General features: G+C 70.8%; 11 protein-coding genes. 6 read left to right on the top strand and 5 right to left on the bottom strand.

The window, feature by feature from the left end; translation table 11 throughout:
• The first annotated feature begins 1 nt into the window (after position 1).
• Complete coding sequence (locus OG758_RS18920) at positions 2–523, top strand: GNAT family N-acetyltransferase (protein WP_326711100.1); 522 nt, start codon at positions 2–4, stop codon at positions 521–523.
• A 67-nt stretch (positions 524–590) separates the two neighbouring features.
• Positions 591–1592, top strand: coding sequence for a GNAT family N-acetyltransferase (locus OG758_RS18915; protein ID WP_326711099.1), 1002 nt, complete (start codon positions 591–593; stop codon positions 1590–1592).
• A gap of 52 nt (positions 1593–1644) precedes the next feature.
• Here the strand turns inward: OG758_RS18915 and OG758_RS18910 are convergent, their stop codons facing one another.
• From OG758_RS18910 to OG758_RS18895, 4 genes are all read right to left on the bottom strand, one after another.
• Positions 1645–3228, bottom strand: coding sequence for a M4 family metallopeptidase (locus OG758_RS18910; RefSeq protein WP_326711098.1), 1584 nt, complete (start codon positions 3226–3228; stop codon positions 1645–1647).
• Between the two features lie 292 nt (positions 3229–3520).
• Positions 3521–5581, bottom strand: a complete 2061-nt coding sequence (locus OG758_RS18905; RefSeq protein ID WP_326711097.1) for a M4 family metallopeptidase — start codon at positions 5579–5581, stop codon at positions 3521–3523.
• 375 nt (positions 5582–5956) lie between these two features.
• Positions 5957–7831 carry an ABC transporter ATP-binding protein gene (locus tag OG758_RS18900; protein WP_326711096.1) on the bottom strand — a complete coding sequence of 625 codons (1875 nt, stop codon included), beginning with the start codon at positions 7829–7831 and terminating at the stop codon, positions 5957–5959.
• Entirely contained in the window at positions 7828–9675 is a 1848-nt protein-coding gene (locus OG758_RS18895) for an ABC transporter ATP-binding protein (protein ID WP_326711095.1), read from the bottom strand. The genes OG758_RS18900 and OG758_RS18895 overlap by 4 nt, the downstream gene beginning before the upstream one ends.
• Positions 9676–9849: 174 nt before the next feature.
• On the opposite strand from OG758_RS18895, the gene OG758_RS18890 reads away from it, so the two are divergent.
• The 4 genes from OG758_RS18890 to OG758_RS18875 are packed head-to-tail and all read left to right on the top strand — an operon-like array spanning position 9850 to position 13505.
• Positions 9850–10788 (top strand): ABC transporter ATP-binding protein, encoded by a 939-nt coding sequence (locus OG758_RS18890; protein ID WP_326711094.1) that lies wholly within the window; start codon positions 9850–9852, stop codon positions 10786–10788.
• Positions 10785–11558, top strand: a complete 774-nt coding sequence (locus tag OG758_RS18885) for an ABC transporter permease (protein ID WP_326711093.1) — start codon at positions 10785–10787, stop codon at positions 11556–11558. Before OG758_RS18890 ends, OG758_RS18885 begins: the two co-directional genes overlap by 4 nt.
• A gap of 35 nt (positions 11559–11593) precedes the next feature.
• Positions 11594–12871: a sensor histidine kinase gene (locus OG758_RS18880; RefSeq protein ID WP_326711092.1), complete on the top strand. Its 1278-nt coding sequence runs from the start codon at positions 11594–11596 to the stop codon at positions 12869–12871.
• Complete coding sequence (locus OG758_RS18875; protein WP_326711091.1) at positions 12861–13505, top strand: response regulator transcription factor; 645 nt, start codon at positions 12861–12863, stop codon at positions 13503–13505. Before OG758_RS18880 ends, OG758_RS18875 begins: the two co-directional genes overlap by 11 nt.
• Before the next feature lie 4 nt (positions 13506–13509).
• On the opposite strand, the gene glgX is transcribed toward OG758_RS18875, so the two are convergent.
• Entirely contained in the window at positions 13510–15807 is a 2298-nt protein-coding gene (gene glgX / locus OG758_RS18870; RefSeq protein ID WP_326711090.1) for a glycogen debranching protein GlgX, read from the bottom strand.
• Positions 15808–15877: the final 70 nt, after the last annotated feature.

Below are 15877 nucleotides of genomic sequence, written 5' to 3'. Positions count from 1 at the left end.
CATGACCGAGATCCAGACGCCCCGCCTCCTGCTCCGCCGCTGGTCCGACGACGACCTCGTGCCCCTCTCCGAGATCCAGGCGGACCCGGAGGTCATGCGCCGGGTCGGCGACGGCGGGCCGCGCGACCTGGAGCGGACGGCCGAGGACATCGAGCGCTGGGAGGAGGAGTGGGACGAGGAGGGCTTCGGCCCGTTCGCCGTCGAACTCCTCGCCTCCGGCGAGCTGGCCGGCGTCGTCGGCCTCTCGGTGTCCGAACTCCAGCCCGGCATCGAGATCAACTGGTGGCTCGGCCGCCAGTTCTGGGGCCAGGGCTACGCCTCCGAAGCCGCCCAGGCCACCTTGGAGTTCGCCCTCCAGGACCGCGGCGTCGACCGGGTCGTCGCCCTGATCCGTCCGGGCGACACGGGGTCGGAGAACATCGCCCGCAAGCTGGGCATGACGGAGGGACACGAGTTCGCGCACCCGAAGCACGGCCACTCGCTCCAGGTGCACGAGATCGACCTCACGGAATACGAGAGCTGATCCAGGCACGGACAACTCACATACACAGAAGGTAAGTTGGCCTGACGTCCAGCAACGGGGGTCAGGCATGTCCACGGCGGTAACCGCCACCATCGAGATCGTCCGGGCCGGCGAGGCCCACCTCCGGAGCATCGTCGAACTCGCTGAGGACCGGCGGCTCGACGTCACCGATCCGCAGCGGGCCGGCCGCGACGGATTCCTGGTGTCGAACTACACCCTGGCCGACTACCGGGCGCGGCTCACCACGGCCGAGCACTTCTGGGTAGCGGTCAAAGGCACCGAGGTGCTCGGCTATCTGATGGCGTACAGCGACGCGCAGATCGAGCCCGACGAATGGCTCAACCACCGCATCAAGTCGACGCTCGGCGCGTTCCTCGTCATCAAGCAGATCTGCGTCTCGCGCGGGGCCGCTCGCAGCGGAGTGGCGTCCCGGCTGTACCACCACGTGCTGGAGCAGTGGTCGGACAGTCCGGTGATCGCGGCCGTCGTCAGCGAGCCGTACAACGAGGCGTCCACCCTCTTTCACCGCAAGCTCGGCTTCGAGGAGCTGACCCGCCTCACGCCGCCCGACGGCAAGCAGCGGATGGTCTGGGTGTGGCGCAAGCCGCGCGAGGCGATGCTCCAGGCCCAGTACGCGGTGGCCATCGACCTCTACAAGCACGAGGACACCACCAACTGGCACAAGCTGAACAACTTCTTCTACATCACCGCGGGCCTGGCGGCGGCGCTCGGCTTCACCCTCGGAAAGGAGGGCCGGCCGACGCGGTCCATGGAGGAGATCTCGCAGAGCCTCGCGATGGTCATCTGCGTCATCGGGCTCGGCTCCGCGCTCGCCTTCTCCCAGATGCTGCGCTACGGCCGCCGCTACCTCGGCGCCCGCAAGCGCGCCGCGATGGAGCTGGAGGAGTACATGGCCTGGCACGGCGGTCAGCGGATAGTGGGCCGCGAGACCCAGGTCGACGGCAATGCCTGGTTGAAGCAGTCGCCGACCGGACTCATCATGATGCTGCTTCCGGTTCTTGTCGCCCTGTGCTGGGCGGCGATGATCGGCGTACTGATCGTGAACTGAGAAGTGGGGCGGCGCCTGAAGGCGCCGCCCCACAACTACGGTGCTTCAGGCGTCACTTGACGTTGACCGCGGCCCACGCCCGGTCGACCGCCTTGTACTCCGCCGAGTCGGCGCCGTACAGGTCGGTCGTCGCGCTCAGGGTGCCCTTGCGCGCGCCTGCGTAGTCCGTGTTCGTCGTGAAGTACGACGTCAGGGCCTTGAACCAGATCTTCTCGGCCTTGTCGCGCCCGATGCCCGCGGCCGGCTGGCCGTCCGCGGTCGGGGAGTCGTACGAGACCCCGTTGATCTCCTTCTTCCCGCTGCCCTCCGACAGCAGGTAGAAGAAGTGGTTCGCGATGCCCGACGAGTAGTGCACGTCGACGTTGCCCGCGCCGCTCTTCCAGTTGTCCAGGGACGCGCCGTCCTTGCTCGGCTTGTCCATGTAGCGCAGCGGGGTGCCGTCGCCGTTGATGTCGATCTTCTCGCCGATGAGGTAGTCGCCGACGTCCTTGGCGTTGTTCGCGTGGAACTCGACCGCGGTGCCGAAGATGTCGGAGGTGGCCTCGTTCAGACCGCCGGACTCACCGCTGTAGATGAGGCCCGCGGTCGCCGCGGTGACGCCGTGCGACATCTCGTGGCCCGCCACGTCGATCGACGTCAGGGGCTTCTTGTCGCCCTCGCCGTCGCCGTACGTCATGCAGAAGCAGCTGTCGTCCCAGAACGCGTTGACGTACGCGTTGCCGTAGTGGACCCGCGAGTACGCGCCCTTGCCGTCGCCGTTGATGCCGCTGCGGCCCTGGACGTCCTTGTAGTAGTCCCACGTCACCTGGGCGCCGTAGGCGGCGTCGACCGCGGCCGTGGCCGCGTCGTTGGTGGTGCCGTCGCCCCACTTGTCGTCCGCGTCGGTGAACAGCGTGCCCTTGCCGGACGACCCGTGCTTGAGGTCGTACGTGCTGTGGCCGCCGCGCTCCGCGTCCGTGAGGGCGTACGAGGAGCCGGACTTGGTGGAGCCGACCGTCACGCTGCCGCTGTACTGGCTCTCGCCGGCGCCGGTGTGGATCGCGTCCCACTGGAAGATCTTCTTGCCGGTCGCGGCGTCCGTGACGACGTGCAGCTTGCGCGGCGTGCCGTCCTTCTGCGTGCCGGTGACGACCTTCTCGTAGGCGAGGCGCGGGGTGCCCGACGCCGCCCAGACCACCTTGCGGGCGCCCTCGGGGGCGGCCTTGAGGGAAGCGGAGGCCGTCGTCACCGCGATCTTCTTCGAGGTCGCGCGGGTGACGCCCTCGGACTTGCCGGCCTTGGACTCGTGGACGACCAGGTCGCCGCCGAGGACCGGGAGTCCGTCGTAGGTGCGCTCGTAGCGGGTGTGCGTCGCGCCGTCGCGGTCCTTGACCACGTCACGTACGACGAGCTTCTCCTTGGAGCCGAGCTTCAGCTCCTTCGCCGTCTCGGCCTTCTTCGCGTCGGCGTCCTGGAGGAGGCCGGCGCGGGCGGCGCCCGAGAGCTTCATGGGCGCGCCGCCCGGCGTCACGTCGGCGGCGGGTTGCGCGGACGCGCCGGTGGTCATTCCGGCGGTCAGCAGGGCTCCGGCGGCAACGGCGGTGGCGATGGCCAGAGTCGAACGCTTCTTGGTGAAGCGCGATATGTGGGGGGTCACGCAAGCTCCTTGTGTGTGGGGTAAGAGAGCTGTGTGGTGCTGAACTGGGTGGTGCTTAGCTGTGTGTTGCGTGTGGTGCGTGGGGGAAGCGTGCCAGTTGAGGCTTGTACATGTCAGGAGGGCGATCGCAGGTTGGCCGGAATTCGTCCGTTGAGCGATGTCTCTTGTACGTATTGCGAACGGAACATGAACGGGCGCGCCGTCCCGGGGAGTTGACTCACCCGGGGCGACGCGCCCAGACCGTGCGGGCCGAACAGCTGTCGATCGGCCGTGGGTTACCTCTGCGTGCGGTTTACGGGAAGGTGAGCTTCCAGCTGTTGATGTAGCCGGTGTCCTGCGCGGCCACGTCCTGGACCTTCAGCTTCCAGGTGCCGTTGGCCACCTCGGACGACGCGTTGACCGTGTAGGTCGCGTTGACGTTGTCCGCCGAGTCGCTGCCGCTGGAGTTCTTCAGGCGGTACGTGGACCCGTCCGGGGCCACCAGGTCGACGACCAGGTCACCGCGCCAGGTGTGCACGATGTCCACGGCGACCGAGAGGTTGCTCGGCGCGTTGCCCGTACGGCCGGTCACGGCGATCGACGAGGTGACCGCGGCGCCGGCATCCGGTATCGCGACGTCGGTCGTGTTCTCGAACGACGTACCACCACCGCCGCCGCCACCGGAGCGCGAGCCGACGGCTATGCCGGCCCAGGCGTCCTGCACGGCCTTGTACTCGGTGCTCGTGGTGCCGTAGAGCTCACCGGCGACCGCGAGCGTGCCGGTGCGCGCGGCCGCGTAGTTCGTGGTCGAGGTGAACTTCGTGGTGAGCGCCTTGAACCAGATCAGCTCGGCCTTGGCGCGGCCTATGCCGGTGACCGGAAGGCCGTCCGCCGTCGGCGAGTTGTAGCTGACGCCGTTGATGACCTTGGCGCCGCTGCCCTCGCTGAGCAGGTAGAAGAAGTGGTTGGCCGGACCCGACGAGTAGTGCACGTCGAGGCCGCCGAGACCGGAGTACCAGTTGTCCGCGGACCCGCCGTCCTTGCTCGGCTTGTCCATGTAGCGCAGCGGGGTGCCGTCGCCGTTGATGTCGATCTTCTCGCCGATGAGGTAGTCGCCGACATCCTTGGCGTTGTTGGCGTAGAACTCGACCGCGGTGCCGAAGATGTCGGACGTGGCCTCGTTCAGACCGCCGGACTCACCGCTGTAGTTGAGACCGGCCGTCGCGGCGGTGACGCCGTGGGTCATCTCGTGACCCGCCACGTCGATCGCGGTGAGGGGCTTGAGGTTGCCCTCGCCGTCGCCGTACGTCATGCAGAAGCAGCTGTCGTCCCAGAACGCGTTGACGTACGCGTTGCCGTAGTGCACCCGCGAGTACGCGGCGACACCGTCGCCGTTGATGCCGGTGCGGCCCTGCACGTTCTTGTAGTAGTCCCAGGTCTCCGCCGCGCCGTAGTGCGCGTCCGCGGCCGCGGTCTCGGTGTTCGAGGCGCTGCCGTTGCCCCATACGTCGTCCGCACCCGAGTAGAGCGTCCCGGTGCCGGACGAGCCGTGGTTCAGGTTGTACGTCTTGTGCCCGCCGCGCCCGGTGTCGTTGAGCGTGTACGACGATCCGGACAGGGCCGTGCCGAGCGTCACGGTGCCGCTGTACTGCGTGTTGCCCGTGCCGTTCTCGATGCCCTGCCACTCGTACAGCTTCTTGCCGGTCGCCGCGTCGGTGACGACGTGCAGCTGGTTCGGCGTGCCGTCTTCCTGGAGACCGCCGACCACGGTCTCGTACGCGAGGGTCGGCTTGCCCTGCGCCATCCACACGACCTTGCGCGGCGCGCGGTCCGCCCCGGTCTTCTTCGACCCGTCGGCCGCCGCGGCCTTGACCGCCTGCCGCTCCGCGGTGGCCGGCTTGACCGCCGCGGTGGTGGCGACGCCCTTGAGCGCCGACTTCGCGGCGCGCGTCACGCCCTCGGTCTTCCCGGACTTGGCGGTGTCGACGACCATGTCGCCGCCGAGGACGGGCAGCCCGTCGTAGGTGCGCTCATAGCGGGTGTGCGTCGTGCCGTCACGGTCCTGGATGACGTCCCGTACGACGAGCTTCTCCTTGGCGCCGAGGCCGAGGTCCTTGGCGGTGTCCGCCTTGGTGGAGTTGGCCTCGCGCAGCAGCTCCGCGCGCTTGGCGGGGGAGAGCTTCACGGGGAGGGCGCCGGGGTCGGCGCCCTTCGCGACGGCCTTGGCGGCCGCAGCGGCCGGCTGGACGTCCGCCGAGGCCGTGGCGCCCGCCTGGACGGCGCCGGCGAGCAAGGCGGTGGCTGCCGCGAGCGCGCCGTAGGCGGTCGCTCGCTTGCGGGAGGCGGATCTGTGGGAGGTGTCGGACGATCTCAAGGCTGACTCCTTCTGCGGGCCGTGGATCGCACGGCCGGGGAAGACCGGACGGCGAATGACCGTCCGGGCAGAACAAGGCAGAACAAGGCAGAACAAGGCAGAACAAGGCTGCGCGGGGCGGTGCGAGGTGGAACTGCGAAGCCGGGCACAACTGGGCACATCTGGGCACAACAGGTCGTGCTGCAGTTCACGAACGGGACCCGCCAGTTCGGCTGTGGGACAGCTGTGCGAGGCCGAGGGAAGAGTGGCAGCAGAGAGCGTTGTCTGTCAGGAGCGCGTCATTATGTTGGCCGGAAACGGTCCGTTGCCCGGAGGTTCACGTTCGATATACGGAGCTGTCGCCCGGGCGCGGAGGGGCCGCGTCCGGGCCGCGCCTCAGCCGACCACGCTCTCCCGCCAGGCACGATGCAGATCGGCGAACGCTCCTGTACCGCAGATCAGTTGGTCCGGTGTGCCGTCCTCGGCGATCCGCCCGTGTTCCATGACCAGAACGCGGTCGGCGATCTCCACCGTCGACAGCCGGTGCGCGATGACGACCGCGGTACGGCCGCGCAGCACCGTGAGCATCGCGCGCTGCACCGCCCGCTCGCCGGGGATGTCCAGGGAGCTCGTCGCCTCGTCGAGGATCAGGACCGCCGGGTCGGCGAGCAGCGCGCGTGCGAACGCGACCAGTTGTCGCTGCCCGGCCGAAATTCGACCCCCGCGTTTGCGCACATCCGTGTCGTAGCCGTCCGGGAGCGCCGTGATGAAGTCGTGCGCGCCGATCGCCTTCGCCGCGCGCTCGATCTCCCCGCGGCTCGCCTCGGGCCTGCCGATCGCGATGTTCTCGGCGACCGTGCCGGAGAACAGGAACGCCTCCTGCGTCACCATCACCACGCCCCGCCGCAGCTCGGCCGTGCCCAGGTCGCGCAGGTCGACGCCGTCGAGCAGGACCCGGCCCGCCGAGGGGTCGTAGAAGCGTGCCAGGAGCTTGGCCAGCGTCGACTTCCCGGCGCCCGTGGAGCCGACCACGGCGACCGTCTGTCCCGCGGGCAGTGTGAGATCGAAGCGGGGGAGCACCTCGCCGCCGGTGCGGTAGCCGAAGGAGACCTGGTCGAAGACGACCTCGCGGCCCGGACGGTCGCCGGCGAGCTCGGGCAGATCGCGTGGCGACGACGTCTCCGGCACGGTCGGCGTCTGGTGCAGCAGCCCCGCGATCTTCCGCAGTGAAGCGGCCGCGGACTCATAGGAGTTGAGGAACATCGCGAGCCGGTCGATGGGGTCGTACAGACGGCGGATGAACAGCACGGCGGCCGCCAGGACGCCGAGTTCGAGCGTCCCGTCGGCGACACGGTAGGCGCCCCACAGGACCGTTCCGGCCACCGCGGTGTTCGCGAGGAGGCGGGATCCGATGACGTAGCGCGCCATCTCGAGCATCGCGTCACCGTTGACCCGCTCGTGGCGGTGGTTCAGCCCGGCGAAGTCCGCGTCGTTGGCGCGCTCGCGGCGGAAGGCGCGCACCGGCCTGATCCCGTTCATCGTCTCGGCGAACTTCACGATGACGCGAGCGATCGCCGATGACCGCTCCGCGTACACCCTGGCCGCGCGCCGCCGGTACAGCTGGATGAGGACGGCGAGCGGCAGGAACGACAGGGCGGCCACGGCGCCGATGCCGACGTCGAGCCAGAGCAGCATCGCCGTGATGTACACGGAGGCCAGGATGATGTTGATGAGCTCCTGGAGCCCCTCGGCGAGCAGCTCGCGCAAGGACTCGACGTCCGTCGTCGCGCGGGAGATGAGCCGCCCGGACGTGTAGCGGTCGTGGAAGTCGACGCTGAGGGCCTGCGCGTGCCGGAAGATCTGGCCGCGCAGATCGAGCAGCACGTTCTGGTTGACCCGCGCCGACACCTGCACGAACGCGAACTGGAAGAGGCTGGAGCAGGACGCCGCCAGGAGATAGCCGACCGCCACCGCGATGAGCGGGCCGTGGTCGCCGATGCGGAAGGCGGGCACCGCGCTGTCGATGGCGTAAGCGACGAGCAGCGGCCCCGCCTGCACGGCGGCCTGCTGGAGCAGCAGACACAGCATGGCCAGCCACACCGTGCGCCGGCCAGGCGCGAGCAGGGAGCGCAGCAACGCGCCGGTCGCGCCCTTGGGGGTGGGCAGGTCGTCCTGGTCGAAGGGGTCGCCGGGGGAGGGGAGCCGCAGTTCCTCGCCGTCCTCGGCGGCCGGATCCTGCGGCGTACGGTCCGGCTTCGTCGTCGTGGTCATCGCGTGCCCTTCCCCTCCGGCCCGTGCGGCCCGTCGTCTTCCCTCTCCAGGTCCGCACCCGACATGAGATGCCGGTACTCCGCGTTCGCGCGCAGCAGTTCCTGGTGCGTGCCCACGGCGGTGATCCGCCCGCCCGACAGGAGGGCGACGCGGTCGGCGAGCAGCACCGTCGACGGCCGGTGCGCGACGACGAGCGCCGTGCTCGCGGCGAGCACCTCCCGCAGGGCCGCCTCCACCAGGGCCTCCGTGTGCACGTCGAGCGCGGACAGCGGGTCGTCCAGCACGAGGAAGCGCGGGCTCCCCACGACCGCGCGGGCGAGCGCGAGCCGCTGCCGCTGCCCGCCGGAGAGGCTGAGCCCCTGCTCGCCGACCTGCGTACCGGCCGCGTCCGGCAGCGCCTGCACGAACCCGGCCTGCGCGACGCCGAGCGCCCGGTCGAGCTGCGCGGCGTCCGCTTCGACCGCACCCATCAGCACGTTCTCCGCGACGGAGGCCGAGAACAGCGTCGGCTCCTCGAAGGCCACGGAGACGAGGGTGCGCAACTCCTCGCGCTCCATCGATCCGATGTCCCGCCCGTCGAGGGTGATCCGCCCGTCGGTGAGCTCGTGCAGCCGGGGCACGAGCGCGGTCAGGGTCGTCTTGCCGCTGCCGGTCGCCCCGACGAGCGCCATGGTCTCCCCGGACCGCACATGCAGATCGATCCGCTCCAGGACGGGCTCGGACGCGTCGGGGGCGTCCGGGTACCGGAAGCGGACCCCCTCGAACCGCAGCCCGTCGGCACCGTCTTCCGTCGCGGGGGCACCCGCCGCCGAGACCCCTTCGCTCTCCTCCGGCTCGTCCATGACCTCGAAGAACCGCCGGGTCGCCGTCGCGGCCTCCTGGCTCATGGCGAGCAGGAACCCGATCGAGTCGATCGGCCAGCGCAGCGCGAGGGCCGTCGACAGGAAGGCCACCAGCGTCCCCGCGGACAGCTTCCCGTCCGCGACCTGCACGGACCCGAGCACCAGCGCGGCCCCGAGCGCCATCTCCGGCAGCAGTGTGATGACGCCGAGGATCCCCGCGAGCAGTCGCGCTTTGGTGAGCTCGGTCCCGCGCAGCGTGCGCGACAGGTCGCGGAAGGCCCGCGCCTGGCTGCGGTGCCGCCCGAACCCCTTGATGATCCGGATCCCGAGAACGGACTCCTCGACCACCGTGGTCAGATCCCCGACCTGGTCCTGGGCGCGGCGCGCGGCCGACGCGTACTTCGACTCGAAGCGGTAGCAGAGCACCATCAGCGGCAGCGCGGGCGCCAGCAGGACGAGGCCGAGCCCCCAGTCCTGCGCGATGAGCAGCACGAACCCGGCGACGATCGTCACGCCGTTGACGATCAGGAACGTCAGCGGAAAGGCCAGGAACATGCGTACGACCATGAGGTCGGTCGTCCCGCGTGACAGCAACTGGCCCGAGGCCCAACGGTCGTGGAACGCGACGGGCAGCCGCTGGAGATGCCGGTACAGATCCCCCCGCATGGCCGCCTCGACGCTCGCCAGCGGCCGCGCCACCAGCCACCGTCTCAGCCCGAAGAGCAGCGCCTCGGTGACCCCGAGCGCCAGCAGCATGCCCGCGCCCAGCCACACCCCGCCCGGGTCGTGGTCCGTGACCGGCCCGTCCACGATCCACTTCAGGACGATGGGGAAGACGAGTGACAGACAGGAGGCGACCACGGCGACCGCCGCCGCCCCCGCCCAGCGCGCCCGCACCGGCCGTACGTACGGCCACAGGCGCAGCAGCGTGCGCACGGCGGACTGCTCCGCCGCCGGGACGAGTTGGTCGGGGTCCGTGGCCGGTGCATGTGTAGTGGGCATCAGGAGTGAGACTACGGATCGGCACTGACAACGCCCACCGGGTTTCCGGCGAAACCGCCCCCGCGCCATGGCCCGCCCCGCGGGGGTCGTAGCGCCGTATCAACCGATCGGCTGATGCCCTTTCGAGCGCGATGGGCGATGCCGCCAAGGGGCCCGCGCGGGGATTCTCGGAGCATGACGACGACACACAGCGCAGTACGGGGCGACAGGCCCCTGATCGAGGTCGCCGGGCTCCGCAAGGTCTACGCCGGGCGGGCCGTCGTCGACGACGTCTCGTTCACCGTCGGGGAGGGCGAGATCTTCGGCATCCTCGGCCCGAACGGTGCCGGCAAGACGACCGCGGTCGAATGCGTCGAGGGGCTGCGCGTCCCCGACGCCGGCCGCGTCCGCGTCGCGGGCCTCGACCCCGTCGCCGACCACGACCGCGTCACCGAAATCCTCGGCGCCCAGCTCCAGGAGAGCGAACTCCAGGCGAAACTCACCGTCCGCGAGGCGCTCGAACTGTACGCGGCGTTCTACCCGAACCCGGCCGACTGGCGCCCCCTGGCCGAGCGCCTGCGCCTCACGGACAAGCTCGGCACCCGGTTCGCGAAGCTCAGCGGCGGCCAGAAGCAGCGCCTGTTCATCGCGCTCGCGCTGATCGGGAACCCGCGGGTCGTCGTCCTCGACGAGCTGACCACCGGCCTCGACCCGCGCGCCCGCCGCGACACCTGGCAGCTCATCGAGGACGTCCGCGACAGCGGCGTCACCGTCCTGCTCGTCACGCACTTCATGGAGGAGGCCCAGCGCCTCTGCGACCGGATCGCCGTGATCGACAAGGGCAGGATCGCCGCGCTCGACACCCCGGCGGGCCTCATCAGCCGGGCCGCGGGGTCCACCGTCATGTCGTTCACGCCGTCCGCACCCCTCGACGAGGAGGCGCTGCGGGACCTGCCCGCGCTCGCGTCCGTGGAGCACCGGGACGGCCGCGTCACCCTGGGCGGCACCGACGAGACGGTCAACGCCGTCATCACGCTGCTCGCCCGCCACCACATCACGGCCCACCAACTCCGCGTTTCCGACGCCACGTTGGACGACGCGTTCCTGGACCTGACGGGAGCCACCCAGTCATGAGCACCATCACCGCCACCCTTGTACGTGGCCGCGGAGCCAACTCCGCCGTCCTCAGGAGCGAGGTCCGCCTCTTCCTGCGCGAACCCGGCAGCCTCTTCGGAGTCATGGTCTTCCCGCCCGCCCTGCTCGTGATCCTCGGCTCCATCCCCGCGTTCCGGGAGGCCGACTCGGGGCCGGCCGGTCTGCGCCTGATCGACGCGTACGTCCCCATCACCGTGCTGCTCCCGATGATCGTCGCCGGCCTGCAGGCGATGGCGCCGGTCATCGCCGGCTACCGGGAGCGCGGCATCCTGCGCCGCATGTCGACCACGCCGGTGCAGCCGCCCGCGCTGCTCGGCGCGCAGATGACCATCCACGGTGTCGCCGCGCTCGCCTCGTCGCTGCTCTCGCTCGCCATCGGGCGGCTCGCGTTCGACGTGAAGCTGCCGCAGCAGGCCTTCGGGTATCTGCTCGCCCTTCTGCTGTCCGTCGTCGTCGCCCTCTCGCTCGGCGCGCTGGTCTCCGCCCGCGCCCGCACCGCGAAGGTCGCGAGCGCCATCGGCTCCACCGTGTTCTTCCCGAGCATGTTCTGCGCCGGGGTGTGGCTGCCGGTGCAGTCGATGCCGACGGCACTGGCGAACATCGTCGAGCTCACGCCGTTCGGCGCCGCGGCCCAGGCCATGAACCAGGCCGCGGCGGGTGACTGGCCGTCCTGGTCCCACCTGGCCGTGCTCGCCGCGTGGGCCGTGGTCCTGACCGCTGCGTCCGCCCGCTGGTTCCGCTGGGAGTGAGCGTGTGCGGAATCCGGCCCGTGCAGACTGGAGCCATGGAAATGCAAGGCACAGGCGCGATGGACACCACCATCCGGCAGCGGTGGGCCGCTTTCCACCGCTACGGCCCCTACGCCCTGCTGGCCTTCAGCATCCCCTTGGTCCTGGCGACGTCGGACATCGCCGGCATGGGCAGGGAGCGGTTCCAGTGGTATCTCGCCGGCGGCCTCGTCGCGGCGGCCCTGCTCCTGGAGAGCGTGTGGGGCAGGAGGGCGCTGCGCCACCCCGGCCCCTCCGCGACGGGCGCCGGCTACTACACGGTGCGCTGGGCCATCGCCTTCGTCCTGGCCTGGCTCAACCCGTTCTTCGTGTTCTACGCCGTCATCGGCTACTTCAGCGCCGACCGGCTGCTGCCGCGCCGGTTCGTGCGCACCGGACTGTTCGCCACAGCCGTCGTCATGGCCGGCTCCGAGGCCGGTGGGTTCCCGCCGAAGGGTCCGCTCACCTGGGCCGTCTTCGGTGCGCTCCTTGCCGTGAACATGGGTCTCGTCTCCGTCATGATGCACATCAACGTCAAGGAGGAGGAGCGCAACCGCGTCCAGGCCGAGACCATCGCCGAACTGGAGCGCACGAACAAGGCCCTCCAGGACGCCATGAGCGAGAACGCCGCCCTGCACACCCAACTCCTCGTCCAGGCACGGGAAGCCGGTGTCGCCGACGAGCGCCGCCGGCTCGCCGCCGAGATCCACGACACCATCGCGCAGGGCCTGACCGGGATCATCGCCCAGCTCCAGGTCGTCGCGGGCACCGCCGACCCGGAACAGGCCCGCGAGCACCTCGACCGCGCCGCCGACCTCGCCCGGCACAGCCTCGGCGAGGCCCGCCGTTCCGTGCACAACCTCTCCCCGGCGGCCCTGGAGGACGCCTCCCTGTCCGAGGCGCTGAAGAAGACCGTCACGGAGTGGTCCCGGCGTACCGGCGTACGCGCCGAGTTCACCGTCACCGGCACCACGGAGCAGCTGCACGACGAGATCGAGGCGACCTTGCTGCGCATCGCTGAGGAGGCACTGTCGAACGCCGCCCGGCACGCCCACGCCGGACGGCTCGGCGTGACGCTCTCCTACATGGCGGGCGAGGTCACCCTCGACGTACGCGACGACGGCCGCGGCTTCGACCCTCTGGAGCTGCCCGCCCGCACCGGCACCGGCGGGTTCGGCCTCGACGGGATGCGGGCCAGGGCCGAACGCATCGCGGGCGCACTGACGGTGGAGTCGGAGCCCGGCGGCGGCACGGCCGTCTCGGCTCGCGTACCGTTGGTCCGCCATGACCAGTGACTCCCTCATCTCCCTGCTGATCGTCGACGACCACCCCGTCGTGCGGGACGGCCTGCGCGGCATGTTCGAGTCGGCCGGCGACTTCACGGTCCTCGGCGAGGCGTCGAACGGCGTCGAGGCCGTCGAACTGACCGCCCGCCTCGACCCGGACGTCGTCCTCATGGACCTGCGCATGCCCGGCGGGAACGGCGTCGACGCCATCAAGGAACTCACCCGCCGCGGCGCCCGCTCCCGCGTCCTCGTCCTGACCACGTACGACACCGACTCGGACACGCTGCCCGCGATCGAGGCGGGCGCCACCGGCTACCTCCTCAAGGACGCCCCGCGCGAGGAGCTGTTCACGGCCGTACGCGCCGCCGCCGACGGCCGCACCGTGCTGTCCCCGGCGGTCGCCTCCCGCCTGGTCACCGCGGTCCGCACCCCGGCCGCCCCCGCCGGCGAACCCCTCTCGGCCCGTGAGCGCGAGGTCCTCGCCCTGGTCGCCAAGGGCACGTCGAACAAGGAGATCGCCCGCGTCCTGTTCATCAGCGAGGCGACGGTGAAGACCCATCTCACCCATGTCTACGGCAAGTTGGGCGTGAAGGACCGCGCGGCCGCGGTCGCCGTGGCGTACGACCGGAAGATCCTCGGCTAGAGACTCAGCCCTCCCCGTTGTCCGAGGGGAGCACCCGCAGCAGCAGGACCGTGCGCCCCGGCACGGTGATGACCGCCCCCGCCGCGTGCGTCACCGCCGGTGCGCCCTGCTGCTCCTCCAGTGACGTGTCCACCACGACCTCGTACGCCCGTGCCCACCGTCCGCCGGGCAGGACACAGCTCACCGGCCGGTCCCCGGCGTGCAGGACCGCGAGGAAGCTGTCGTCCGTGACGGGCGTGCCCAGTGCGTCGCGGCCGGGGATGTCGCGCCCGGAGAGGTACATCCCGAGCGTGGCCGCGGGCGCGTACCAGTCCCGCTCCGTCATCTCCGTGCCGCCGGCCGTGAACCACGCGAGGTCCCGCAGCCCGTCCGCCGAGTGCGCGCGCCCCGAGAAGAACGCGCGCCGCCGCAGCACCGGATGCGCGTGCCGCAGTGCGATCAGCCGCGACGTGAGGTTGCACAGGGCCCGCCAGCCCGGCTCCTCGAGGAGCGACCAGTCCACCCAGCTGATCTCGTTGTCCTGGCAGTACGCGTTGTTGTTGCCGCCCTGTGTGCGCCCCAGCTCGTCACCGGCGACGAGCATCGGCACCCCGGTGGACAGCAGCAGCGTCGTCACCAGATTCCTCAACTGCCGCCTGCGCAGGGCGAGTACGCCCTCGTCCGTCGTCTCGCCCTCCGCGCCGCAGTTCCAGGCCCGGTTGTCGTCGGTGCCGTCGCGGTTGCCCTCGCCGTTGGCCTCGTTGTGTTTGCGGCCGTACGACACCAGGTCGCGCAGCGTGAACCCGTCGTGGGCGGTGACGAAGTTGACCGACGCGTACGGGCGGCGCCCGCCCCACGCGTACAGGTCGCTCGACCCGGACAGCCGGTAGCCCAGGTCCCGCACATCGGGCAGGGCGCCGCGCCAGAAGTCCCGTACGGCATTGCGGTAGCGGTCGTTCCACTCGGTCCACAGGGGCGGGAAGGCGCCGACCTGGTAGCCGCCCGAGCCCACGTCCCAGGGCTCTGCGATCAGCTTCACCCGCCGCAGGACCGGGTCCTGCGCTATCACCGCGAGGAACGGCGACAGCATGTCCACGTCGTGCATCGAGCGGGCGAGCGCCGCCGCCAGGTCGAAGCGGAAGCCGTCCACGCCCATCTCCGTCACCCAGTAGCGCAGGGAGTCGGTGAGCAGGCGCAGGACGTGCGGCTGCACGACGTGCAGGGTGTTGCCGCAGCCCGTGTAGTCCGCGTACCGGCGCGCGTCGTCCTGGAGGCGGTAGTAGCCGCGGTTGTCGATGCCCTTCAGGGACAGCGTCGGGCCGAGCTCGCCCGCCTCCGCCGTGTGGTTGTAGACCACGTCGAGGATGACCTCGATGCCGGCCTCGTGCAGCGCCCGCACCATCCGCTTGAACTCGCCGACCTGTTGCCCGCCCGTCCCCGACGCCGCGTACGCCGCGTGCGGGGCGAAGTAGCCGATGGAGTTGTATCCCCAGTAGTTGCGCAGGCCCCGCCCGAGCAGGTGGTCCTCGTGGGCGAACTGGTGCACGGGAAGCAGTTCGACCGCCGTCACACCCAGCTTCACCAGATGCTCCACGGCCGCGGGATGCGCGAGCCCCGCGTACGTCCCCCGCAGTTCCTCGGGGATCCCCGGGTGCCGCTGGGTGAACCCCTTCACATGCAGTTCGTAGATCACCGAGTCCGCCCACGGCGTCTTCGGCCGCCGGTCGTCGGCCCACTCGTCGTCGGGTGCGTCGTCGTGCACGACCACCCCCTTGGGGACGTACGGGGCCGAGTCCCGGTCGTCGCGCACGGTGTCGGCCACATGCTGCTCGGGCCAGTCGCGCACATGGCCGTAGACCTCGGGCGGCAGCACGAAGTCCCCGTCCACGGCCCGCGCGTACGGGTCGAGGAGCAGTTTCGCCGGGTTCCAGCGTGCGCCCGTCCACGGGTCCCAGCGGCCGTGCACCCGGAACCCGTACCGCTGCCCCGGCAGCACGTCCGGTACGAAGCCGTGCCAGATCTCGTGCGTCAGCTCGGTCAGCGGGGCGCGCCGCTCGCGGCCCGCGTCGTCGAAGAGGCAGAGGTCGACCGACTCCGCGCCGCCCGCCCAGAGCGCGAAGTTGGTGCCCGCCGTGCCGTCCGGCCCGACCCGGAAGCGCGCGCCCAGCGGGGTCGGGGCGCCCGGCCACACCGGCTCGACGGGCGGCGGCCTCTCTCTCGTGCGGCGGCCCCTACGTTCGGTCGCGGAGCGCGCCTGCGGAAGCCCCGCGGGCCGTTCCACCAGGGCATCCTGTGGTGCCTCCTGCTCGGGTGCGCTCGCCACCTGTCATGCCTCCCGCGGCTCGGTCGGGCCGGCGCCACCGGCAGGGGAAGGGCGTGCGGCGTCCCGGCCG

This window comes from Streptomyces sp. NBC_01474 (genome assembly GCF_035918215.1).
Classification (GTDB): Bacteria; Actinomycetota; Actinomycetes; order Streptomycetales; family Streptomycetaceae; genus Streptomyces; species Streptomyces aureus.
The sequence above is the reverse complement of the archived record's forward strand: the minus strand, read 5'-3'. Positions and strand labels throughout refer to the sequence as shown.